Origin of the sequence: Variovorax soli (assembly GCF_031454625.1) — a bacterium.
GTDB classification, from domain to species: Bacteria; Pseudomonadota; Gammaproteobacteria; order Burkholderiales; family Burkholderiaceae_C; genus Variovorax; species Variovorax soli_A.
The window spans coordinates 114,152-135,490 of the sequence record NZ_JAVDRF010000009.1; the positions used below are offsets into that span (position 1 = coordinate 114,152).

General features: G+C 67.3%; 20 protein-coding genes. 4 read left to right on the forward strand and 16 right to left on the reverse strand.

The window, feature by feature from the left end; translation table 11 throughout:
• Positions 1-56 precede the first annotated feature (56 nt).
• The 15 genes from dnaJ to J2739_RS19675 form a co-directional block, all read right to left on the reverse strand.
• A complete protein-coding gene (gene dnaJ, locus J2739_RS19605) occupies positions 57-1,190 on the reverse strand; it encodes a molecular chaperone DnaJ (protein ID WP_309904674.1) in 1,134 nt (377 codons plus the stop codon).
• Between the two features lie 79 nt (positions 1,191-1,269).
• Positions 1,270-3,222 (reverse strand): molecular chaperone DnaK, encoded by a 1,953-nt coding sequence (dnaK, locus tag J2739_RS19610; RefSeq protein WP_309904676.1) that lies wholly within the window; start codon positions 3,220-3,222, stop codon positions 1,270-1,272.
• Positions 3,223-3,327: 105 nt separating this feature from the next.
• A complete protein-coding gene (gene grpE / locus J2739_RS19615; RefSeq protein WP_309904679.1) occupies positions 3,328-3,894 on the reverse strand; it encodes a nucleotide exchange factor GrpE in 567 nt (188 codons plus the stop codon).
• A gap of 147 nt (positions 3,895-4,041) precedes the next feature.
• Positions 4,042-4,392: an FKBP-type peptidyl-prolyl cis-trans isomerase gene (locus J2739_RS19620; RefSeq protein ID WP_309904680.1), complete on the reverse strand. Its 351-nt coding sequence runs from the start codon at positions 4,390-4,392 to the stop codon at positions 4,042-4,044.
• A gap of 36 nt (positions 4,393-4,428) precedes the next feature.
• Positions 4,429-4,797 carry a winged helix-turn-helix transcriptional regulator gene (locus tag J2739_RS19625; RefSeq protein ID WP_309904682.1) on the reverse strand — a complete coding sequence of 123 codons (369 nt, stop codon included), beginning with the start codon at positions 4,795-4,797 and terminating at the stop codon, positions 4,429-4,431.
• Positions 4,798-4,938: 141 nt separating this feature from the next.
• Entirely contained in the window at positions 4,939-5,790 is an 852-nt protein-coding gene (asd, locus tag J2739_RS19630; RefSeq protein ID WP_309904684.1) for an archaetidylserine decarboxylase, read from the reverse strand.
• A gap of 66 nt (positions 5,791-5,856) precedes the next feature.
• Positions 5,857-6,849, reverse strand: coding sequence for a Bug family tripartite tricarboxylate transporter substrate binding protein (locus J2739_RS19635; RefSeq protein ID WP_309904686.1), 993 nt, complete (start codon positions 6,847-6,849; stop codon positions 5,857-5,859).
• Between the two features lie 43 nt (positions 6,850-6,892).
• Positions 6,893-7,993: a lactonase family protein gene (locus tag J2739_RS19640; RefSeq protein ID WP_309904688.1), complete on the reverse strand. Its 1,101-nt coding sequence runs from the start codon at positions 7,991-7,993 to the stop codon at positions 6,893-6,895.
• 34 nt (positions 7,994-8,027) lie between these two features.
• Positions 8,028-8,792, reverse strand: coding sequence for an SDR family NAD(P)-dependent oxidoreductase (locus J2739_RS19645; protein ID WP_309904690.1), 765 nt, complete (start codon positions 8,790-8,792; stop codon positions 8,028-8,030).
• A 14-nt stretch (positions 8,793-8,806) separates the two neighbouring features.
• On the reverse strand, positions 8,807-10,396 hold the full coding sequence (gene garD, locus J2739_RS19650) for a galactarate dehydratase (protein WP_309904692.1): 1,590 nt from the start codon (positions 10,394-10,396) through the stop codon (positions 8,807-8,809).
• Positions 10,397-10,407: 11 nt separating this feature from the next.
• Entirely contained in the window at positions 10,408-11,418 is a 1,011-nt protein-coding gene (locus J2739_RS19655; protein ID WP_309904694.1) for a lactonase family protein, read from the reverse strand.
• A gap of 2 nt (positions 11,419-11,420) precedes the next feature.
• Positions 11,421-12,773 carry a TRAP transporter large permease gene (locus J2739_RS19660; protein ID WP_309904696.1) on the reverse strand — a complete coding sequence of 451 codons (1,353 nt, stop codon included), beginning with the start codon at positions 12,771-12,773 and terminating at the stop codon, positions 11,421-11,423.
• Positions 12,764-13,258 (reverse strand): TRAP transporter small permease, encoded by a 495-nt coding sequence (locus tag J2739_RS19665; protein ID WP_309904698.1) that lies wholly within the window; start codon positions 13,256-13,258, stop codon positions 12,764-12,766. Before J2739_RS19665 ends, J2739_RS19660 begins: the two co-directional genes overlap by 10 nt.
• Before the next feature lie 10 nt (positions 13,259-13,268).
• Positions 13,269-14,255 carry a TRAP transporter substrate-binding protein gene (locus J2739_RS19670; RefSeq protein ID WP_309904700.1) on the reverse strand — a complete coding sequence of 329 codons (987 nt, stop codon included), beginning with the start codon at positions 14,253-14,255 and terminating at the stop codon, positions 13,269-13,271.
• A gap of 159 nt (positions 14,256-14,414) precedes the next feature.
• Positions 14,415-15,236: an NAD-dependent epimerase/dehydratase family protein gene (locus J2739_RS19675; RefSeq protein ID WP_309904702.1), complete on the reverse strand. Its 822-nt coding sequence runs from the start codon at positions 15,234-15,236 to the stop codon at positions 14,415-14,417.
• A gap of 62 nt (positions 15,237-15,298) precedes the next feature.
• Here J2739_RS19675 and J2739_RS19680 point away from each other — a divergent pair, with 62 nt between their 5' ends.
• The 4 genes from J2739_RS19680 (at position 15,299) to J2739_RS19695 (ending at position 19,725) form a co-directional block, all read left to right on the forward strand.
• Complete coding sequence (locus J2739_RS19680; RefSeq protein WP_309904704.1) at positions 15,299-16,111, forward strand: FadR/GntR family transcriptional regulator; 813 nt, start codon at positions 15,299-15,301, stop codon at positions 16,109-16,111.
• Positions 16,112-16,238: 127 nt separating this feature from the next.
• Entirely contained in the window at positions 16,239-17,210 is a 972-nt protein-coding gene (locus J2739_RS19685) for a Bug family tripartite tricarboxylate transporter substrate binding protein (protein WP_309904706.1), read from the forward strand.
• An 85-nt stretch (positions 17,211-17,295) separates the two neighbouring features.
• Positions 17,296-18,207: a 5-dehydro-4-deoxyglucarate dehydratase gene (gene kdgD / locus J2739_RS19690; RefSeq protein WP_309904708.1), complete on the forward strand. Its 912-nt coding sequence runs from the start codon at positions 17,296-17,298 to the stop codon at positions 18,205-18,207.
• Between the two features lie 81 nt (positions 18,208-18,288).
• The gene (locus J2739_RS19695) at positions 18,289-19,725 is read left to right on the forward strand and encodes an aldehyde dehydrogenase family protein (protein ID WP_309904710.1); all 1,437 of its coding nucleotides are present in this window, start codon (positions 18,289-18,291) and stop codon (positions 19,723-19,725) included.
• Positions 19,726-19,757: 32 nt separating this feature from the next.
• Here the strand turns inward: J2739_RS19695 and J2739_RS19700 are convergent, their stop codons facing one another.
• Positions 19,758-21,290 carry a glycine betaine ABC transporter substrate-binding protein gene (locus J2739_RS19700; RefSeq protein WP_309904712.1) on the reverse strand — a complete coding sequence of 511 codons (1,533 nt, stop codon included), beginning with the start codon at positions 21,288-21,290 and terminating at the stop codon, positions 19,758-19,760.
• Between the last annotated feature and the right edge of the window lie 49 nt (positions 21,291-21,339).

The window sequence follows — 21,339 nt, forward strand, 5'->3', positions numbered from 1 at the left end:
AATACCAATCAGGCCCAATTTCCCCAGCGGCCGGCGAACCCTGGGAAAGCGCCAGATCAGCTGAAGAACTCTTTCGCCTTGTCGAACCAGCCCTTGTCGGTCGGGCTGTGCTTGTTCCCGCCCTTCTTGAGCGACTCGTCGAGGTCCTTCATCAGCTTGCGCTGGTGCTCGGTCAGCTTGACGGGGGTTTCAACGCGGATGTGGCAGTAGAGGTCGCCCGGGTAGCTGGAGCGCACGCCCTTGATGCCCTTGCCGCGCAAGCGGAACTGCTTGCCGCTCTGGGTGCCGTCCGGGATGTCGATGGCGGCCGGGCCCTTGAGCGTGGGCACGCTGATCTCGCCGCCCAGCGCAGCGGTCGTGATGCTGACCGGCACGACGCAGTGCAGGTCGTCGCCGTCGCGCTCGAACAGCTCGTGCTTCTTGAGCCGGATCTCGATGTAGAGGTCGCCCGGCGGCCCGCCGTTGGTTCCTGGCTCGCCGTTCCCGGTGCTGCGGATGCGCATGCCGTCGTCGATGCCCGCCGGGATCTTCACCTCCAGCGTCTTGTTGTTCTTGATCTTGCCCTGGCCGTGGCAGGTGGCGCACGGCTCCGGAATGATCTTGCCGGTGCCATGGCAGGTCGGGCAGGTCTGCTGCACGCTGAAGAAACCCTGGCGCATCTGGACGACGCCATTGCCATGGCAGGTGGTGCAAGTGATCGGCTTGGTGCCGGGCTTGGCGCCGGTGCCCTTGCAGCTGCCGCAGTCGTCCCAGCTGGGGATGCGGATCTGCGCATCCTTGCCGTCGGCCGCCTCCTCGAGCGTGATCTCCATTGCGTAGCTCAGGTCGCTTCCGCGGAACACCTGTCGGCCGCCGCCGCCGCGGCCGGCGCGCGCGCCGAACACGTCGCCGAAGATGTCGCCGAAGGCTTCCGCGAAGCCGCCGAAGCCCTCGGGGCCGGGGCCGCCGCGCATGTTGGGGTCGACACCGGCGTGCCCATACTGGTCGTAGGCCGCCCGCTTCTGCGGGTCCGACAGCATCTCGTAGGCTTCCTTGACCTCCTTGAACTTGGTCTCGGCATCCTTGCTGTCGCCATGGTTGCGGTCAGGGTGGTGCTTCATCGCCAGCTTGCGATAAGCCTTCTTGATTTCATCCTCGCTCGCGTTCTTGGGAACGCCGAGGGTTTCGTAATAGTCGCGTTTGGTAGCCATGGTCGGTCGCAGTGGTCGAGAACGGAAAAAGGCCGGACCGCCTTGTCAGGAGATCCAGCCTCGTATCAGGATCGGGAAATCAACCCTTCTTGACTTCCTTGACCTCGGCGTCGACCACGTTGTCGTCCGCCGGCGCGCTGCCTGCAGCTTCCTGGCCCGCCCCCGCGGAGCCGCCGCCCGCCGCTGCGCCGGCTGCACCGGCCGCGGCCTGTGCGTCCGCGTACATCTTCTCGCCCAGCTTCTGGCTGGCAGTCATCAGCGTGTTGGTCTTTTCCTCGATCGCCGTCTTGTCTTCGGACTTCAGGATTTCTTCCAGCTCCTTGATGGCGGTCTCGATCTTTTCCTTCTCGCCGGCTTCGAGGCTCGCGCCGTGCTCGGCCAGCGACTTCTTCACGCTGTGCGCCATGGCCTCGCCCTGGTTGCGGGCCTGGGCCAGCTCGACCTTCTTCTTGTCCTCGGCTGCGTTGAGCTCGGCGTCCTTCACCATCTTCTGGATCTCGTCCTCCGACAGGCCCGAGTTCGCCTTGATGGTGATCTTGTTCTCCTTGCCCGTGCCCTTGTCCTTGGCGCCGACGTGCAGGATGCCGTTCGCGTCGATGTCGAAGCTCACCTCGATCTGCGGCGTGCCGCGCGCGGCCGGCGGGATGCCCTCGAGGTTGAACTCGCCGAGCAGCTTGTTGCCCGCGGCCACCTCGCGTTCGCCCTGGAACACCTTGATGGTCACGGCCGGCTGGTTGTCCTCGGCGGTGGAGAAGGTCTGCGCGAACTTGGTCGGGATCGTGGTGTTCTTCGTGATCATCTTGGTCATCACGCCGCCCATGGTCTCGATGCCGAGCGACAGCGGGGTCACGTCGAGCAGCAGCACGTCCTTGCGGTCGCCCGAGAGCACCTGGCCCTGGATCGCGGCGCCGACGGCCACGGCCTCGTCGGGGTTCACGTCCTTGCGCGGCTCGCGGCCGAAGAACTCCTTCACCTTCTCCTGCACCTTGGGCATGCGGGTCATGCCGCCGACCAGGATCACGTCATGGATGTCGCTGACCGACACGCCCGCGTCCTTGATGGCGGTGCGGCAGGGCGCGATGGTGCGCTCGATCAGCTCGTCGACCAGGCTCTCGAGCTTGGCGCGGGTGAGCTTGATGTTCAGGTGCTTGGGGCCCGACGCATCGGCCGTGATGTAGGGCAGGTTGATGTCCGTCTGCGCGCTGTTCGACAGCTCGATCTTGGCCTTCTCGGCGGCTTCCTTCAGGCGCTGCAGGGCGAGCACGTCCTTGCTCAGGTCCACGCCCTGGTCCTTCTTGAACTCGCCGATGATGTAGTCGATCACGCGCTGGTCGAAATCCTCACCGCCCAGGAAGGTGTCGCCGTTGGTCGACAGCACTTCGAATTGCTTCTCGCCGTCCACGTCCGCGATCTCGATGATCGAGATGTCGAAGGTGCCGCCGCCCAGGTCGTACACGGCGATCTTGCGGTCGGCGCGGTCCTGCTTGTCCAGGCCGAAGGCCAGCGCGGCAGCGGTCGGCTCGTTGATGATGCGCTTGACGTCCAGGCCCGCGATGCGGCCGGCGTCCTTGGTGGCCTGGCGCTGGCTGTCGTTGAAGTAGGCCGGCACGGTGATCACGGCCTCGGTCACGGCCTCGCCGAGATAGTCCTCGGCGGTCTTTTTCATCTTGCGCAGGATCTCGGCGCTGACCTGCGGCGGCGCCAGCTTCTTGTTGCGGACTTCCACCCATGCGTCGCCGTTGTCGGCCTTGACGATGCTGTAGGGCATCAGGTCGATGTCCTTCTGGACTTCCTTCTCCTCGAACTTGCGGCCGATCAGGCGCTTGACCGCGTAGATGGTGTTCTTGGGGTTGGTGACCGCCTGGCGCTTGGCCGAGGCGCCGACGAGCACTTCGCCGTCTTCCTGGTACGCGACGATCGAGGGCGTGGTGCGCGCGCCTTCCGAGTTTTCGATCACCCGCGTGGTGTTGCCTTCCATGATCGACACGCACGAGTTCGTGGTGCCGAGGTCGATGCCGATGATTTTGCCCATGTTGTTGCTCCTGAACGCGAAAAAGATGTTGTTGTGAACTTGTGGATAACCCGGCTCGATTCAAGGGAAGAGGCGGGGATTTCCTGTGGTTTTCGTGTGGGTGGCTCAGTTGGCCGGCGTGACGGTCACCAGGGCCGGGCGCAGGACGCGCTCGGCGATGGTGTAGCCCTTCTGGAGCACGCCGACGATGGTGTTGGGCTCCTGCCCTTCGGCCGGCACCACGGAGATCGCCTGGTGCTGGTGCGGATCGAACTTGCTGCCGGCGGCTGGCGCGATCTCGATCACCTTGTTGCGCTCCAGGGCGCTCTTGAGCTGGCGCAGCGTGGCTTCTGCGCCTTCGCGGATCTGCTCGGGCGTGGCGTCCTGGTGGGCCAGGCCGGCCTCGAGGCTGTCGAGCACCGGCACCAGACTCTCGGCAAAGGACTCGATGGCGAACTTGCGGCCTTTCGTGATTTCATCGTCGGCGCGGCGGCGCGCGTTCTGCACGTCGGCCTGGGCCCGCAGGAACTGGTCGGCCAGTTCGGCGTTCTTGGCCTTGAGTTCGGCGATCTCGGCGCCGGCGGCAGCCAGCGCGTCCGCTTCGTTGGCGGCTTGCGCGGCCTCCAGTTCCTCGGGGCTCGCTTCGCCCTGCAGGGTCTCGGGATTCGATGGATGGTTTTGCGGGTCAGTCATGCTCGAAAAGCCGGCGGCTCGCCGGGAACTGAAGAAAAAATTGAACGATCCGGGCCAACTGGGGCCGTTGCCGCGGATTTCAAGAAAAAAATGCGCCTCGGGAGGCGCATTTCGCGGGCCGGCGAGGGTGCCGCCGCGGCGCCTGTCTCAGTGGGCGTCGAGCAGCTCGACGTCGAACTTCAAGGTGGCATTGGGCGGGATCACCCCGCCTGCGCCGCGTGCGCCGTAGCCCAGGGCGGGCGGAATGATCAGGGTGCGCTTGCCGCCGATCTTCATGCCGGCGACGCCCTCGTCCCAGCCCTTGATCACCTGGCCGGCGCCCAGCGAGAAGGCGAAGGGGTCGTTGCGGTCGCGGCTGGAGTCGAACTTGGCGCCCTGCACGCCGTCGTTGAAGAGCCAGCCGGTGTAGTGCACGTGCACATGGTGGCCGGCTTTGGCTTCCGCGCCGTCGCCGACGACGCTGTCTTCGTACTGGAGGCCGGAGGGAGTGGTGGGCATGGCGGTCCTTGGGAAGTGGAGGAAAAGCCCCGCAGTTTAACGAGGCGCCGGGGGTGCCTCCGGCGGCGGCGGCACGAGCGGCTTGACCGGCGCCGGCGTGTTCTTCTTGACCTGGTTCAGCTGCCATTTCACCGCGAAGGCCTGCAGGTCGGAGAGGCGCTTGAGCAGGTCCTGGCCGCTGGGCGTCAGGCTGTAGCCCTCGCCGCCGTGGCTCACGATGCCGGCCTCGCGCAATTCCTTGATGCGGGTGTTGAGCGTGTTGGGCGTGATGTTGCCGACGCTGTCCTGCAGCAGGCGGAAGGTCTGGGCGTGGCCGTCGCGCAGCGCCCAGAGCACGCGCAGCGCATAACGGGCTTCGAGTAACGCGAGCAGTTGGCTGACGGCCGCGTTTTCCTTGCTGCTCATGGAACCGGTCTCCTCTGCACGGTGGCGATGACCACCGCCTGTTCTTGTGACTGGGGGCCGGGGACTATAGCCCAGAAGACTACGTGCTACAAGATTAATAGCTGTGCAGCAAAGCCCGCTGCGGCCGCCGAGGGCGAAGCCTCAGGCGAGCGGGTAGCGTGCCATCGTTTCGCCGAGCCGGACCGAAGCGCCTGGCGCCCAGTTCGCGTTGAAGTCCAGCGGCGGCTTCGGGAACAGCATGACGACTGTGGAGCCCAGCAGGAAGCGGCCCATCTCCTCGCCTTGCTTGAGCATGATGTGCTGATCGGCGTAGTGCCACTCCCGCAGCTCGCCACTGCGCGGCGGATTGACCACGCCGTGCCAGACGGTGGCCATGCTGCCGACGATGGTGGCGCCGACCAGCGCCAGCACGAAGGGCCCGCGTGTCGATTCGAACACGCACACCACCCGCTCGTTGCGGGCGAACAGGCCGGGCACGCCGCGAGCCGTGACCGGGTTCACCGAGAACAGCTCGCCCGGCACGTGGATCATGCGCAGCAGGCGGCCGTCGCAGGGCATGTGGATGCGGTGGTAGTCCTTGGGACTCAGGTACAGGGTGGCAAAGCTGCCGTGTGCGAACTGCGCGGCCAAGGCTGCGTCGCCGCCCACCAGCGCGGTGGTGCTGTAGCGGTGGCCCTTGGCCTGGATGATCTGGTCGCCCTCGATGACGCCGAACTGGCTGATCGCGCCGTCCACCGGGCAGACCAGGTCGGCCTGCGCGATCGGCCGCACGCCGGGCTTCAGGGCGCGGGTGAAGAATTCGTTGAAGCTCGGGTAGCTCGCGATGTCGCTGTCCAGCGCCTCCGCCATGTCGACGCCGTACTTGGCAACGAAGCGCCGGATGATCCAGGTCGTGAGCGCGCCGCGTTCCTTGCCCGCGACCCAGCCGGCGAAGTTGGTCAGCGCCTGCTTGGGAAAAAGGTACTGCGGCAGGACGGAGAGGCGGTCGGACACGAAGGGGCTTCCCGAAAAGGAAGGCGATTCTAGCCACCGCCTTTCCGGTGGCGTGCGGGACGGCGCCTACTCCGGCTTGATGTTCGCCGCCTTGATCACCTGCGCCCATTTCTCGACCTCGGCCTTCTGGAAGGCCGCGATCTGCGCGGTGCTCATGTCGGCCGGCTGCATGCCGAAGCCCTTGAGCTTCTCCTGCATCTCGGGCTCGGCCAGGATCTTGCGGATCTCGTTGTGCAGTCGATCGATCACCGGCGCCGGCGTGCCGGCCGGCACGAAGATCGCCTGCCACGACAGCACCTCGAAGTCCTTCAGTCCCGGCAGGCCCGACTCGGCCACCGTGGGCACGTCGGGCATGGAGGCCAGGCGCTTCGCCGAGCTGACCGCGATCGCACGCAGCTTGCCGCTCTGGATGTGCGGTCCGGCGACGACGGTCGTGTCGAACATCATGTCCACCTGGCCGCCGATCACGTCCTGGATCGCCGGGCCGCTGCCCTTGTAGGGCACGTGGGTGAACTTCACGCCCGACTTGTAGGCCAGCAATTCCAGCGTCAGGTGCTGCGAGGTGCCGGTGCCGGCCGAGGCCGAGGAGAGTCCGCCCGACTTGGCCTGGCTGGCGTCCAGCACGTCCTTCAGCGTCTTGTAGGGGCTGGCCTGCGGCACCACCAGCACCACCGGGTTCGTGCCGATCAGCGTCACCGGCGCGAAGGATTTCAGCGGGTCGTAGCCGATCTTCGGATAGAGGCTGACGTTGATCGCGTGCGAGCTGATGGTCCCGCCCAGCATCGTGTAGCCGTCCGGCGCGGCACGGGAGGCGATCTCGGAGCCCACGCTGCCGCCGGCGCCGCCCTTGTTGTCGACCACCACGCTGGTGCCCAGCACCGGCCCGAGCTTCTGGCCGATAAGGCGGGCCAGGACGTCGGTGGTGCCGCCCGCGGGGAAGGGCACGAGGTAGGTGATGGCCTTGCCCGTGGGCCAGGGGCCTTGCGCCAGAGCAGGCAGGGCCGGCAGGCCCGCGGCGAGCGAGGCGAGCGCGGTGCGCATCAGGGTGCGGCGTTGCATGAAGGTGTCTCCTTGAGTTCGGGGTACAAAAATGGCTGCGCGCTCACGGCGTCTCGACGATCTCGACCCAGTTCGGGTTCTTGCCGACAGGCAGCCGCTGGGGTGCGCCCAGGGCGCCCGAGGCGGTGTCGATCGGATACACCGAGGCGCTGTGGGACTCCTGGCCGACGGCGACCAGGAAGCGGCCGCTCGGATCGATGGCGAAGCCGCGCGGCGTCTTCTCGGTCGGCGTCTGGCCCAGCGGCTGCAGCCGGCCGGTCGCGGCGTCCACCTTGAAGGCCGACAGCGTGCTGGACGTACGCTCCGACGCGTAGAGATAGCGGCCGTCGGGCGTGAGATGCAGATCGGCCGCCCAGGGCTTGCCTGAGAAGCCCGTGGGCAGGACGGTGCTGCTCTGCTGCAGCTGCAGCGTGCCGCGGGCTGCATCCCAGGCATACACCTGCAGCCCGGCGTCGAGCTCGTTCAGCAAATAGACGAAGCGCTGCGCCTTGTCCCAGATGAAGTGGCGCGGTCCCGACTTGGCGGTGCCGATCGTCAGCGGCGGATCGTTGGGCGACAAGGCGCCGGTCTGGGCGTCGAAGCGCCAGCTCGAGACGTTGTCGCCGCCCAGGCTCGTCGCCAGCACGAAGCGATTGGCGGCGTCGGCGTGGATCGCATGGGCGTTGGGCGCCGTGGCCAGCAACTGCTGGATGGGGCCGACGCTGCCGGTTTTCGGGTCGATGCTGTTGACCGTGATCTTGTGCCCCGGGTAGGAGGCCGCGAACAGCCACCGGCCGCTGGCGTCGATGTCGATGTTGGCCATGCTGTCGGCCAGCGGCGCCTCGCCCAGCTTCTTCAGCTTGCCGCTGGCGCCGTCGATCGCGAAGCTCGCAACGCGGAAGGGCTGCGAGCGCAGCGCGGCGTAAAGGAAGCGCTTGTCGGGGCTCACGGCCATCGGCATCACCGTGCCGCCGACATTCACGGATTCCACGGGTTTCAGCGTGCCCTGGGCGCGGTCGAGTTCGAGCACCGAGATGTCCTGGCTGTCCGCGTTGGAGATGTAGACCCAGGTGGCGGCCGAGGCGCTGCCGCCGATCGCGGCGAGCGCCGGCACGAGGAGCAGCGAGAGACGGCGCAGTGCGCGCGAAGCGATGGTCGGATGCATGTTCTTCCTTCTTGTGTCGGTACTGGGAACTCGTTCAGGGCATGTACTGGCCGCCGTTCACCTCGAGGATCTGGCCCGTCACGTAGCCGGAGAGCTGTTCCGACGCGAGGTACAGAAAGGCGCCCACGCAGTCGTCGGGCTCCCCGATGCGGGCCATGGGGATCGTGGCCTTGAAGGACTCGAGCATCTGCGGCGTCGAGAACTGGTCGTGGAAAGGCGTCTGGATCACGCCCGGCGCGACCGCGTTGACGCGGATGCCGTCGGGTGCGAGTTCCTTCGCGAGGCCGCGCGTGGCGGTGCTGACGAAACCCTTGGCGCCGGCATAGAGCGAGGCCCCGGGGCCGCCGCCATGGCGCGCGGCCACTGACGAGACGTTGATGATGCTGCCGCCGCGACCCTGCGTCCGCATCAGCGGCACCACGTCACGGCAGAAGGCGAGCACCGAGCGCGCGTTGAGGTGCATCACCTCGTCGAAGAGGGCATCGTCGAACTCGGCGATCGGCACGCGCTTCACGAGGCTGCCCGCGTTGTTGACGAGCACGTCGATGCCGCCCCACCGCGCGCTGGCTTCCTGCACCATGCGGCGAATGGCCTCGGTGTCGCGCACGTCGCCCTGCAGCGCGAAGGCTTCGCCGCCGGCTGCCGCGATCGCGTCGACCACTGCGCGGGCCTGCCGGGCCGAGGCGTTGTAGTGCACGGCCACCCGCATGCCGCGCGCGGCGTAGGCCTTGGCGACGGCGGCGCCGATGCCGGTGCTGGCACCGGTGACGAGGGCGATCTTTCCCTTGAGATCTTCCATGGCTTGTCTTCCTTTCAGGTGACCGGTGCGGGGTTGAAAAGCACCAGCGCGTTGTGCAGCTTCCAGTGTTCGGCCCAGGTCTTCTTGCGCCCGCTGGCCACTTCGAGCATCAGCCGGAACAGCTCCCAGCCCACCTCTTCGATCGTGGCCTCGCCGTCGGCGATGCGGCCGGCGTTCACGTCCATCAGGTCGTGCCAGCGGCGCGCGAGGTCGCTGCGCGTGGCCACCTTGATCACCGGCACTTCGGCCAGTCCGTAAGGCGTGCCGCGGCCGGTGGTGAACACGTGCAGATTGATGCCTGCGGCGAGCTGCAGCGTGCCGCAGATGAAATCGGAAGCCGGCGTCGCGGCATAGAGCAGGCCCTTCTGACGCGCCTTCTCGCCCGGCGCGACCACGCCGGAGATCGGCGCGGAGCCGGACTTCACGATCGAGCCCATCGCCTTCTCGACGATGTTGGACAGCCCGCCCTTCTTGTTGCCGGGCGTGGTGTTGGCGCTGCGGTCGACGCGGCCCTTGTCCAGGTAGGCGTCGTACCAGGCCATCTCGCGGATCATGGCCTCGGCCACCTCCGGCGTGGCGGCGCGCGAGGTGAGCTGGTCGATGCCGTCGCGCACCTCGGTCACCTCGGAGAACATCACGGTGGCGCCGGCGCGCACCAACAGGTCGGTGCAGAAGCCCACCGCCGGATTGGCCGTGACGCCGGAGAAGGCGTCGCTGCCGCCGCACTGCACGCCGACCACCAGTTCGCTGGCCGGCACCGTCTCGCGCCGGCGGGCATTCAGGCGCTCCAGGTGCTCCTCGGCCTGCCGCAGGATCGACTCGACCATCGACATGAAACCGACGTGGGCGTCGTCCTGCAGGCACACCACGTCGAGCTTTGCGTCGGCCGTTTCGCCGATGTCGGCGATGTTGCGTTCGTCGATCAGCGGGATGGTGCCGGGCGGCATCAGGCGCTCGGGCTGCAGCTTCTCGCAGCCCAGGCTCACCACCATCACTTCGCCGCCGAAGTTGGGGTTGAGGCTGATGTTGCGCAGGGTTCGGATCGGGATGACCGCGTCCGGGGCATCGATGGCCACGCCGCAGCCGTAGCCGTGCTCGAGGGCCACCACGTCGTCCACGTTGGGGTACTTGGGCAGCAGCTCCTTCTTGATCCGATCGACGGCGAACGCGGTGACGCCGGCGACGCACTGCACGGTCTGCGTGATGGCCAGGATGTTGCGCGAGCCCACCGACCCGTCGGCATTGCGGTAGCCCTCGAAGGTGTAGCCCTCGAGCGGCGGCCACGGCGCAGGCTTGACGGTGGCGATCGGCAAGCCCTGCAGCTCGCGCGCGGCGGGCATCCTCAGCAGCCGCTCATGCACCCAGGCGCCGGCTTGGATGGGTTTGAGCGCGTAGCCGATCACCACGTCGTAGCGCCGCACTTCGCCGCCCTCGGGGATGTCGGCCAGCGCCACCTTGTGCGCCTGCGGCACCTTCTCGACCAGGGTCAGGCCGGACGCGAAGACGGTGCCCGCGGGCAGGCCGCCGTCGTTGGCCACGATCGCGACGTTGTCGCGCTCGTGCATGGTGATGTAGAGCGGCTGGCTGTTCTGAATGGTCGACATGGTATGGGTCCTCAGCGGTCGAGCGCGATGCTCTCGACCCAGTTCGGCCCGCGCCCCGCTGCGCAATCGCCCAGCGCGTTCAGCGCGCCCGTCTGCGCATCGATCGCGTACAGCGCGACCCGGTGCGAGCGCTGGCCGGCTGCGATCAGGAAACGGCCGTCGGGCGTCACATTGAAGCCGCGCGGCTGGGCCTCGGTCGGCACGTGGCCGACGAGCGTCAGCGTGCCGTTCTCGGCATCGACGCGGAAGGCCGCCAGCGTGCCCGAGCGGCGCTCGCTGCTGTAAAGAAAGCGCCCGTCGGGCGTGAGATGGATGTCGGCGGCCCAGGGCTCGCCGTCGAATCCGCGCGGCAGCGAGTCGAGGGTCTGCACCGTGCGCAGCGTGCCGCTGTTGCCATCGAGTGCCAGCACGTCGATGGCGGCGTCGAGCTCGGTCAGCAGGTAGACGAAGCGCGCGTCGTGGCCGAACGCGAAGTGGCGCGGGCTGGCCTCGGCATGCGGCTGCAGCGCGGCCGGCGTGTTCGGCGCAAGGCGCCCGCTCGCGGCGTCGAAGCGGAACTGCAGCATCACGCCGCTGCCCAGGCTGGTGGCGAAGACGAAGCGGTTCGACGGATCGGCATGGATCGCGTGGGCATGCGGCCCTGTCGGGAGCACCTGATGCGCTGCCTGCACGACGCCGTCCGCATCGATCGGGCTGACGGCGATCACGTTGCCGCCGTAGGACGCGCTGAAGAGAAAGCGGCCGCTGCGGTCGGTGGCGATCGAGGCCATGCTGTGCGGCAGGGCCGCGGCGCCGATGGCGTCGAGTCTGCCGCTTTTCGGATCGATCTCGAAACTGAGCACTTCGCGCGGTTCGGAGCGCCGCACCGCATAGAGGCGCGTGCGCGCCGGGCCGAGCGCGAGGGGCATGACTTCGCCGCCGACCTCGACGCGCTGCACCGCCGTCAGCGCACCGCGCTCCGCATCCAGGCGCAGCACCGAGATGTCGCCGCTTTCGGCATTGGAGACGTAGACGGCGTACATGTTCAGAACACCGGGTGACCGGTGATCAGCGACGGCAGCCAGGTCGAGAACGAGGGCACGTAGGTCACCAGCGTGATGGCGATGAAGATCGCCAGGTAATAGGGCCATGCGGTCTTGGTCGCTTCGCCGATCGAGATCTTGCCGATCGCGCAGCCGATGAACTGCACCGTGCCCACCGGCGGATGGACCAGCCCGAGTGCGCAGTTGAGCAGGAGCATCATGCCGAACTGCACCGGGCCGACGCCCATCTGGATCGCAAGCGGCAGGAACAGCGGCGTGGTGATCAGGATGTGCGCCGCCATGTCCAGGAAGATGCCGAGGAAGATCTGGATGATGTTGATGTACAGGAGCATCAGCCAAGGCGTGGTGGTCGCGGCCAGGAGGGCTGCCTCGATCGTGTCCGGGATCTCCAGGTATGCCATCTGGTAGCGCAGCATGTTGGACACGCCGATCAGCAGCAGGATCACGCCCGTCGTCTTCGAGGCCTTGGCCAGCGACTTGAGGAGATTGCGACGCGTCATCGTGCGGTAGACGACGACGGTCAGCAGCAGCGAATAGGTGACCGCGATGGCCGCCGCCTCGGTGGCCGTGGCGATGCCCTTCATGACGCTCACCAGGATGATCACGATCACCATCAGCCCGGGGATCGCCGCGACGAAGGTGCGCAGCACCATGCCCCAGCCCGGGAAGCGTTCGAGCATCGTGGTGCCGTCGGGGCGTTTCGGATAGCCGTACTTCGCGGCCTGCCAGTAAGCGGCGACCAGCATGCAGACCATGATCCAGAACACCGGGATCAGGCCCGCGAACATCAGGTCGCCGATCGACACGCCCTTGATCGTGTGGCCCGCGATCTCGCCGACGGCCGCCTGCGCCGCGAAGGCGTAGATGATCATGTTGTGCGAGGTCGGCATCAGCGCGCCCGACAGCGACGCATGGGTGGTGACGTTGACCGCATAGGCCGCGCTGTAGCCCTCGCGCTCCATCACGGGAATCATCACCCCGCCCATGGCCGAGGTGTCCGCCACCGGCGAGCCCGAGACGCCGCCGAACAGCGTCGAGGCCACCACGTTGGCCAGCCCCAGGCCGCCCTTCCAGTGGCCGATCAGGCTGCGCGCGAAGGCGACGATCTTGTCGGCAATGCCGCCGTGCAGCATCAACTCGCCGGAGAAGATGAAGAAGGGGATGGCGAGGAACGAGAACACGTTCATGCCCGACACCATCATCTGGATCGCGGTTTCGAAAGGCAGCCCTTCGAAGGCGAAGGTCAGCAGGCAGCTCAGCCCGATCGCGAAGGCGACCGGCATGCCGAGCACGAGGAAGATCAGAAAGCTCAGCGACAGCAGTGTCAGTGCCATGACGGGACGACCTCGTGGACGGTGAATTGAGCCGCGAGGTGCTCGATGGAAAACAAGGTGATGAGCACACCGGCGACAAGCACCGGCAGGTAGCGGACCGCCTCGGACAAGCCGATGGTGGGGATCGTGTCGTGGCGCGTCGACAACGCCATCTCCGCGCCACCGGCAAAGAGGGCAATGGCGAACGCGATGGTCAGCAGGTAGACGATGAACTTGCACCAGAACTGAGCGCGCGCGGGCAACGCCTTCACCAGCGAATCCAGGCCGATGTGCCCGGCGTCCCGGACGCCGGCCGAGGCGCCGAACATGGCGACCGAGATCACCAGCAGCAGCGCCACCTGCTCGACGTACGAAGGCGCGTCGTTGAAGACGTAGCGCAGCACAACGCCGTAGACGACGACCCCGAGCAGGCCGACCAGGCACGCGCAGGCCAGGTACATGGTCCAGCGCGACAGCCGCGCATTCAGTTGAGAGAACAGGTGCATCGTCGGGCCGTCACTTGGTGTCGACGATTTCCTGTACCAGCGCCTTCAGCTCGGGCGTGGTCGCGAACTTGTTCCATACCGGCTTCTCGACCTCGACGAAGCCCTTGCGATCGATGTCGGCCGCGGCGACGATCTTGGCGCCGCCCTTGATGACTGCCGCCTTGGCGTCCTTCTCGCGCGGCTCCCAGAGCTTCACGTAGTAAGGCACCGAATCCTTGGCCGCCTTGCGGATGGCTGCCTGCTCTTCCTTGGGCAGCGTGTCCCAGATCTTCTTCGAGAACACCAGCACCTCGGGCGTCATCACGTGCATGGTCTCGGAATAGACCGGCGCCGCTTCATAGTGCTTGGCTTCCTCGTACGAGGGATAGTTGTTTTCCGCGGCGTCCACCAGCCCGGTCTTCAGGCCCGTGTAGACCTCGGCGATCGGCATGGGGGTCGGCGATGCGCCAGTCGCCCCCACCAGGCTCACCATCAGGTCGGAGGGCTGGACACGGATCTTCAGGCCCTTCATGTCGGCGACCGTCTTGATCGGCTTCTTGGCATAGACGGAGCGCGCCCCGCTTTCGTACATGCACAGGCCGATGAAGCCGGCCTTCTCGAACGAGGCCAGGATCTTGTCGCCGGTCGGGCCGTACATGGTCTTGCGGAAATGGTCGATGTCGCGGAACAGGAAAGGCAGTGAAGGAATCACCGAATCCGGCACGATGCCGTGGAAGGACGCGGAGCTGACGCGCACCATGTCGAGCGCGCCGATCTTGACCTGCTCGACGGTGTCCTTCTCGGAGCCCAGCGAGCTGTCGGCGAAGATCTTGATCTTGTCCTTGCCACCCGTCGCGGCTGAGAGCTGGTCGCTCATGTACTTGACCGCCATGTTGGTCGGGAAGTCCTTGGCGTGGACCTCCGCGGAGCGGAAGTCACGTGCCTGGGCCTGCATGGCGGCAAGCGACAGGACGGCGGTCGCGATCAGGCTGAGCAGGTGGCTGTTTGAAGTCTTCATGTCTCTTCCTCTGTTTGAAATCGATGGTCTGGAAAAAGGCGTAGGAGGGGAAAGCTTGGCTTGTTCGAACGAGCCTTGCTCGGGGAAGGCGCCGCCCTGGCGGGAGGCATTGCAGTCGGCCGGCGCGCGCTGCGGGTGCGCCTCGGCCTCGGCGCCGGATTAGTCGAAGGGACCTTGCGCGGTGAAGGCACCGCCCTGGTAGATGGCGTTCGGGTCCGACGCCGCGACCGGTGGCTGCGCCTCGACCTTGGCGCGGAACACTTCCGAGCTGTCTTGCGGCACGTAGCCCAGGTGCGCGGCCGCGCTGTTGTCCCACCAGACATCGCGATTGGCCGACACGCCGTAGACCACGGTGTGCTTCACGTCCGGCGTGAAGAGCGACTTCTCGACCAATGAGGTGAGGTCGCGGTAGCTCAGCCAGGTGCTCATCATCCGGCGGTTGGCCGGCTCCGGGAAGGATGAGCCGATGCGGATGCTCACCGTCTCGATGCCCCAGCGGTCGAAATAGAACTGGGCCACGTCCTCGCCGAAGGACTTGGACAGCCCGTAGTAGCTGTCAGGCCGGCGCTTGGCGTGGGCGTCGATCGGCTCGGTTTGCTTGTAGAAGCCGATCACATGGTTCGAACTCGCGAACACCACGCGCTTGACGTCGTGGCGGCGCGCGGCTTCATAGAGGTGGAAGACACCCTTGATGTTGGCTTCGAGGACTTCCTCGAAGGGGCGCTCCACCGAGACGCCCCCCAGGTGCACGATCGCATCGCAGCCGGCGACCAGCGCGTCGACCGCGGCCTTGTCGGCGAGGTTGCAGGGCACCACTTCCTCGTGCGCGCCGGCAGCCGGCGCGAGGGCTGCGATGTCGGACAGGCGCAGCGTTTGCGCGAAGGTGGGCAGGCGCTCGCGCAGGATCTTGCCCAGTCCGCCGGCGGCGCCGGTCAGCAGAAGGCGGTTCAGGCGGGGTCGAGGGGAGGAGGGCTCGCTCATTTGTCTCTTGGAGTCGTAAGTTATCGGTTGTCGTACAACGTTCGCTTGATTATCATCAACGCATGTCGAGCCTGTCAACGGGGTCAACCTCAGCCGCCGAGCCGGCCGCCTTGAGCGGCAGCCCGCGCCGTCGCGGCCGCGGCCTGGCGCACGGCCTGGTCGACGACCTGGGCGAAAAAATCCGCAGCCAGCAGCTGCGGCCGGGCGACAAGCTGCCCACCGAGTCGGCCATCATGCAGGCCTACGGCGTCAGTCGCACCGTGGTGCGCGAGGCACTGTCGAAGCTGCAGGCCGGCGGGCTCGTGGAGACGCACCATGGCATCGGCACTTTCGTGCTGCCGCCGAAGGCGCCGGGCATGTTCCGGCTCGAGGGCTCGGACGTCGCGACCTCCGTCGACGTGCTGGCGGTGCTGGAGCTGCGCATCAGCCTGGAGACCGAGTCGGCCGGCCTGGCTGCCACTCGCCGCACCGAGGAGCAACTGCAGGCGATGCGCGAGGCGCTGGACGATTTCCAGCGCAACGTGGAGGAGGCGGGAGACACCGTCGCGCCCGACTTCCGCTTCCACCTGCAGATCGCGGAGGCCACGGGCAATGTGTACTTCGCGGACATCATGAGCCACCTGGGCACCACGATCATTCCGCGCACGCGCATCACCGCCATCCGCAATCACGACCGACGCGGCGAGTACCTGAGCCGCGTCAACCGCGAGCACGAAGAGATCTACGCCGCCATCGCGCGGCGCGATCCGGAGTCGGCCCGCGCGGCCATGCGGATCCATCTGACCAACAGCCGCGAACGCCTTCGCCTGGCGCAGGAGGCCGCTCGGCGCGAATCACAGGGCCCGGCGCCTGGCGGCAGCACGCCTGCAGCCTGAGCGCTTCGACGCGCCATGCTGGACAGGTTGCCGCTCTAGTTGTACGATGACTGATAACTAAGAATCTCAAGCCGACCTTCGAGTGTGCCCATGGCGCACTCGTCCTTACCTCCAGGAGACCTTTGACATGAAGTTGAATCGACGCGATCTCGTGCTCGGCGCCGTCGGCGCGAGCCTGCTGGCCGGCCATGCCTCGGCAGCCGATGCCTGGCCCTCGAAGCCCTTGCGCATCGTGGTGCCCTACCCACCGGGTGGCTCCTCCGACATCATTGCGCGCGCCATCAGCCAGCCGCTGTCGGAGGCGCTCAAGCAATCGGTGATCGTGGAGAACCGTGCAGGCGCCAATGGCAACCTGGGCGCGGATCTCGTGGCCAAGGCGCCGGGCGACGGGTACACGCTGCTCCTGTGCGACGTGGGCGCGCTCGCCATCAGCCCCTCGGTCTACACCAAGCTTGCCTTCGATCCCTCGAAGGACCTGCGCGGCGTCACCATGCTGGCCTACTCGCCGCACCTGCTGGTGGTGCACCCGTCGGTCCAGGCGAACAACCTGAAGGAACTGGTCGCGCTGTCGAAGAAGGCCGACTTGAACTTCGCCGTCACCGCCACCGGCAGCGCGCCGCACCTGGCCGGCGTGGCGCTGGAGCGCGCCAGCGGCGCGCGCTGGCAGTACGTGCCTTACAAGGGTGGCGTGCAGGCCATCCAGGACACGGTGGGCGGCCAGACCCAGGTGCTGATGAACGGCATGCTCGCGACCCTGCCGCACGTGCAGAGCGGCAAGCTCAAGGTACTGGGCGTCTCCAAGGCCACCCGCATGCCGCTGATCGGCGACGTGCCCACCATTGCCGAGCAGGGCGTGGCGGGCTTCGAGTCCGGCACCTGGCAAGGCTTGCTGGCGCCGCGCGGCACGCCCGACGCGGTGATCCAGCGCCTCAACAAGGAGCTGGTCGCCATCATCCGCTCGGCCGACATCCGCTCGCGCCTGGCCGGGCAGGGCGCCGAGGTCGTGACGATGACGCCGGCCGAACACGAGCAGTTCTTCAACAAGGAACGCGTGCGCTGGGCCAAGGTGGTCGACGCGGCGCAGATCAAGCTCGACTGACATCGGACATGGGCACGCCGAGGGCGCGAAGGTTTTCGCGTCCGGGCGTCCGCTGCCGTTCTTTTCTTCTTTCCAGGATCTTTCGATGAATCCCCAAGAACTCAAATCCATCATGGGCTCCGGCCTGCTGTCCTTTCCCCTGACCGACTTCGATGCCGAGGGCAACTTCGACAGGAAGGGCTACATCCGGCGCCTCGAATGGCTGGCGCCCTACGGCGCGAGCGCGCTGTTCGCGGCCGGCGGCACCGGCGAGTTCTTCTCGCTGACCGGCGAGGAGTACCCGGGGATCATCGAGACCGCCGTCCAGACCTGCCGCGGCAAGGTGCCGATCATCGCCGGCGCCGGCGGGCCGACGCGCTTCGCGATCCAGTGCGCGCAGGCGGCCGAGAAGGCCGGCGCGCACGGCATCCTGCTGTTGCCGCACTATCTGACCGAGGCCGGCCAGGAAGGCCTGGCCGCGCACGTGGAGGCGGTGTGCAAGAGCGTGAAGTTCGGCGTGATCGTCTACAACCGCGGGCAGAGCAGGCTCTATCCCGATACGCTGGCGAAGCTGGCCGAGCGCTGTCCCAACCTGGTGGGCTTCAAGGACGGCATCGGCGACATCGAGCTGATGAGCTCCATTCACCTGCGCATGGGCGATCGCTTCGCCTATCTCGGCGGGCTGCCGACGGCCGAGGTCTACGCGGCGGCCTACAAGGCGCTGGGCACGCCGGTGTATTCCTCGGCCGTCTTCAACTTCATTCCGAAAACCGCGATGGACTTCTACGAGGCGGTGGCGGCGGACGACATGGCCACGCAGCACCGCCTGCTCAAGCAGTTCTTCATGCCCTACCTGGAGATCCGCAACAAGGGCCAGGGCTACGCGGTGAGCATCGTGAAGGCCGGCGCGCGCATCGTGGGCCATGATGCCGGCCCGGTGCGCACGCCGCTGACCGAGCTCAAGACCGACGAGTACGATGCGCTGGCGGCACTGATCGACAAGCTCGGGCCGCAGTAGCCATCGCAGCGAGGCGACTGGCCCCGGCGCGGCGCCGCCCAGGCGCCCGCGCTTTTTTCGACCGACCCCAAGGACCCAGCCATGCAGAACTTCGACAATCTGATCAACGGCGAATGGCGCGCGGGCGCCAGCTACAGCCCCAACACCAACCCGAGCAACCTCGAGGACGTTCTGGGCCACTACGCGCAGGGCGATGCAGCGCAAGTGGACGAGGCCGTGGCCGCAGCGACCGCGGCCTTCCCCGGCTGGGCCACCGGCAGCGTGCAGGCACGCTCGGATGCCCTCGACAAGATCGGCAACGAGATCCTCGCCCGCAAGGAAGAGCTGGGCACCCTGCTCGCGCGCGAGGAGGGCAAGACCCGCGCCGAGGGCATCGGCGAAGCCACGCGCGCCGGCCACATCTTCAAGTTCTTCGCCGGCGAATGCCTGCGCCTGTCGGGCGAAGTGATCCCCTCGGTGCGCCCCGGCATCGGGGTGGAGATCACGCGCGAGCCGGTGGGCGTGGTCGGCCTCATCACGCCGTGGAACTTCCCGATCGCGATCCCCGCCTGGAAGATCGCGCCGGCCCTGGCGTTCGGCAACTGCGTGGTGCTCAAGCCCGCCGACCTGGTGCCCGGCTGCGCCTGGGCGCTGGCCGAGATCATCAGCCGCTCGGGCATTCCCGCCGGCGTCTTCAACCTGGTGATGGGCCGGGGCAGCGTGATCGGCAATGCGCTGGTCGACCACCCCGGCATCCATGCCATCAGCTTCACAGGCTCGGTCGGGGTTGGCCGCAACATCGCGGTGCAGTGCGCGACCAAGCACAAGAAGGTGCAGCTCGAGATGGGCGGCAAGAACCCGCAGGTGGTGCTGGACGATGCCGACCTGAACCAGGCGGTGGAGCTCAGCGTGCAGAGCGCCTTCTATTCCACCGGCCAGCGCTGCACGGCTTCGAGCCGGCTGATCGTGACCGAGGGCATCTACCCGAAGTTCATCGAGGCGATGAAGGCGCGCATGGCCAAGATCAAGGTCGGCGATGCACTGGCGCAGGGCACCGACATCGGGCCGGTCTCCAGCGAGAGCCAGTTGCAGCAGGACCTGGAATACATCGAAATCGGCCAGAGCGAAGGCGCCACGCTGGCCGCGGGCGGCGGTCGGCTCAAGCTCGCGACCGAGGGCTTCTACATGTCGCCGGCGCTGTTCAGTGAATCGGTGGCGAGCATGCGCATCAACAAGGAAGAGATCTTCGGACCGGTGGCGAGCGTGATCCGGGTGAAGAACTACGAGGAGGCGCTGGCTACGGCCAACGACACCGAGTTCGGGCTGTCGGCCGGCATCGCGACGACCTCGCTGAAGTACGCGACGCACTTCAAGCGGCACAGCCAGGCCGGGATGGTGATGGTGAACCTGCCGACGGCGGGGGTGGACTATCACGTGCCCTTCGGCGGACGCAAGGGCTCGAGCTACGGCCCGCGGGAGCAGGGCAGGTATGCGCAGGAGTTCTTCACGGTGGTGAAGACGGCGTACACCCTGGCCTGAGGTCTTCGATCCCTTCCCTCCGGGGGAGGGGCTCAGGCCGCCCGGCCTCGCCGCAGCCAATACTCGATCGCTTCGAACACCCCTTCGCTCAACAGCGCCAGCACCGCGGCCGGCACCGCACCCGCCACCAGCAGCCCGCGGTCGTTGAGCGCCAGCCCGGTCACGATGCGCTCGCCGAATCCTCCGGCACCGATGAACGCCGCGATGGTCGCGGTCCCGATGGCGATCGTCGTGGCCGTGCGCACGCCCGCCAGCAGCGTCGGCAGCGACAGCGGCAGCAGCACCAGCCGCAAGCTCTGCCCGCCGGTCATGCCCAGCGCCGTCCCGGCCTGGCGCAGTCCGGCCGGGACTTCGGCCAGCCCGGTCACGGTGTTGCGCATGATGGGCAGCAGCGAGTAGAGCGTGAGCGCGATCAGCGCCGGCAGTGTGCCGATGGCGCCGATCAGCGAGATGAGCAGCGCCAGCAGCGCGAGCGAGGGCACGGTCTGCAGCAGGCCCGTGAGCCCGAGCACCAACGCTCGAAGCCGCAGGTGCGGGAACACGAGGATGCCCAGCGGCACGGCAATGAGGATGGCCAACCCGACCGAGATCGCCACCAGCAGCAGGTGCTGGCGCGTGAGCCGGCCGAGATCGGCCCCGAAGAGCTTGGCCACGAAGCCGCGCGCGCCCCCGCTGCCTGCTGCGACGGCCTTCCCGCCCGCCTTGCCTTGCGCCAGGAAATCGCGAGCGATCGCATCGAAGGCCACGCCTTGCAGCTCGGCGCGCGCGTTCATCGCGATCATCGCGCGCTCGTCGATGCGGCCCTCCAGCTTCTGCAGCGCAGCCCAGGCGGCCGGCCAGCGCGCCGGTACATCGAGCCGGTACAGCACCACCGCGTCGTAGCGCGGGAAGAAGGCGCGGTCATCCGTGAGCACGCGCAGGCCGAGGTGCTCGATCTTGGCGTCCGTCGTGTAGATGTCGATGACGTCGATCTGCTTCGCCGCGATGGCGTCGTAGGCGAGGCCATGGTCCAGCCCCGTCGGCTTCTGTGCGATGCCGTAGCGCGAAGCCAGGCCCTGCCAGCCGTCGGCGCGGCCGATGAATTCGTTCGACAGGCCCAGTCGCAGCTCGGGATGGCGTGCCAGGTCGCTCAGCGTCTTCACGCCGAGGCGCTCGGCGTCGGCTGCGCGCATGGCGAGCGCATAGCCGTCGTTGAAGCCCAGCGGGATCGCGATGCCCAGGCCGAGCGGCGCCAGCGCGGCATTCATGGCTTCGCGCGTCATCGGCTGCGGGTTCTTGAGGATCTCCAGCGCCACCGTGCCCGTGTATTCGGCATAGAGATCGATGCTGCCCGAGCGCAGGGCCTCGTAGACGATCGCAGTGTTGCCGAGGCCTTGCCGCAGCTGCGGCGGGGCCGGCAGGTGCGGCAAGGCGGTCTGCGCCAAGACCTCCGCCAGGATGTAGGACTCGGTGAAGCGTTTCGAGCCGATGTGCAGGGTCGTGTCCTGCGCCTGCGAAGGCGCGGCCGCCCAGAGCAGGCCCAGGCAGGACAACGCGAGAAGCCGCAGGCGGCGCAGGCAATGCATGCGGGGCAGTGTATCGGCGTGCTGCGGATCGCGACAGGCCGCCTTCCTA

Bases quoted from the DNA above. Each gene is read 5' to 3' on its own strand.
- J2739_RS19660 (WP_309904696.1), bottom strand. From the start codon at position 12,773: ATGGCACTGACACTGCTGTCGCTGAGCTTTCTGATCTTCCTCGTGCTC.
- J2739_RS19645 (WP_309904690.1), bottom strand. From the start codon at position 8,792: ATGGAAGATCTCAAGGGAAAGATCGCCCTCGTCACCGGTGCCAGCACC.
- J2739_RS19640 (WP_309904688.1), bottom strand. From the start codon at position 7,993: ATGCATCCGACCATCGCTTCGCGCGCACTGCGCCGTCTCTCGCTGCTC.
- J2739_RS19635 (WP_309904686.1), bottom strand. From the start codon at position 6,849: ATGCAACGCCGCACCCTGATGCGCACCGCGCTCGCCTCGCTCGCCGCG.
- dnaJ (WP_309904674.1), bottom strand. From the start codon at position 1,190: ATGGCTACCAAACGCGACTATTACGAAACCCTCGGCGTTCCCAAGAAC.
- J2739_RS19700 (WP_309904712.1), bottom strand. From the start codon at position 21,290: ATGCATTGCCTGCGCCGCCTGCGGCTTCTCGCGTTGTCCTGCCTGGGC.
- J2739_RS19620 (WP_309904680.1), bottom strand. From the start codon at position 4,392: ATGCCCACCACTCCCTCCGGCCTCCAGTACGAAGACAGCGTCGTCGGC.
- J2739_RS19685 (WP_309904706.1), top strand. From the start codon at position 16,239: ATGAAGTTGAATCGACGCGATCTCGTGCTCGGCGCCGTCGGCGCGAGC.
- garD (WP_309904692.1), bottom strand. From the start codon at position 10,396: ATGTCGACCATTCAGAACAGCCAGCCGCTCTACATCACCATGCACGAG.
- J2739_RS19670 (WP_309904700.1), bottom strand. From the start codon at position 14,255: ATGAAGACTTCAAACAGCCACCTGCTCAGCCTGATCGCGACCGCCGTC.
- J2739_RS19625 (WP_309904682.1), bottom strand. From the start codon at position 4,797: ATGAGCAGCAAGGAAAACGCGGCCGTCAGCCAACTGCTCGCGTTACTC.
- J2739_RS19675 (WP_309904702.1), bottom strand. From the start codon at position 15,236: ATGAGCGAGCCCTCCTCCCCTCGACCCCGCCTGAACCGCCTTCTGCTG.
- J2739_RS19680 (WP_309904704.1), top strand. From the start codon at position 15,299: ATGTCGAGCCTGTCAACGGGGTCAACCTCAGCCGCCGAGCCGGCCGCC.
- J2739_RS19665 (WP_309904698.1), bottom strand. From the start codon at position 13,258: ATGCACCTGTTCTCTCAACTGAATGCGCGGCTGTCGCGCTGGACCATG.
- J2739_RS19655 (WP_309904694.1), bottom strand. From the start codon at position 11,418: ATGTACGCCGTCTACGTCTCCAATGCCGAAAGCGGCGACATCTCGGTG.
- J2739_RS19695 (WP_309904710.1), top strand. From the start codon at position 18,289: ATGCAGAACTTCGACAATCTGATCAACGGCGAATGGCGCGCGGGCGCC.
- kdgD (WP_309904708.1), top strand. From the start codon at position 17,296: ATGAATCCCCAAGAACTCAAATCCATCATGGGCTCCGGCCTGCTGTCC.
- dnaK (WP_309904676.1), bottom strand. From the start codon at position 3,222: ATGGGCAAAATCATCGGCATCGACCTCGGCACCACGAACTCGTGCGTG.
- grpE (WP_309904679.1), bottom strand. From the start codon at position 3,894: ATGACTGACCCGCAAAACCATCCATCGAATCCCGAGACCCTGCAGGGC.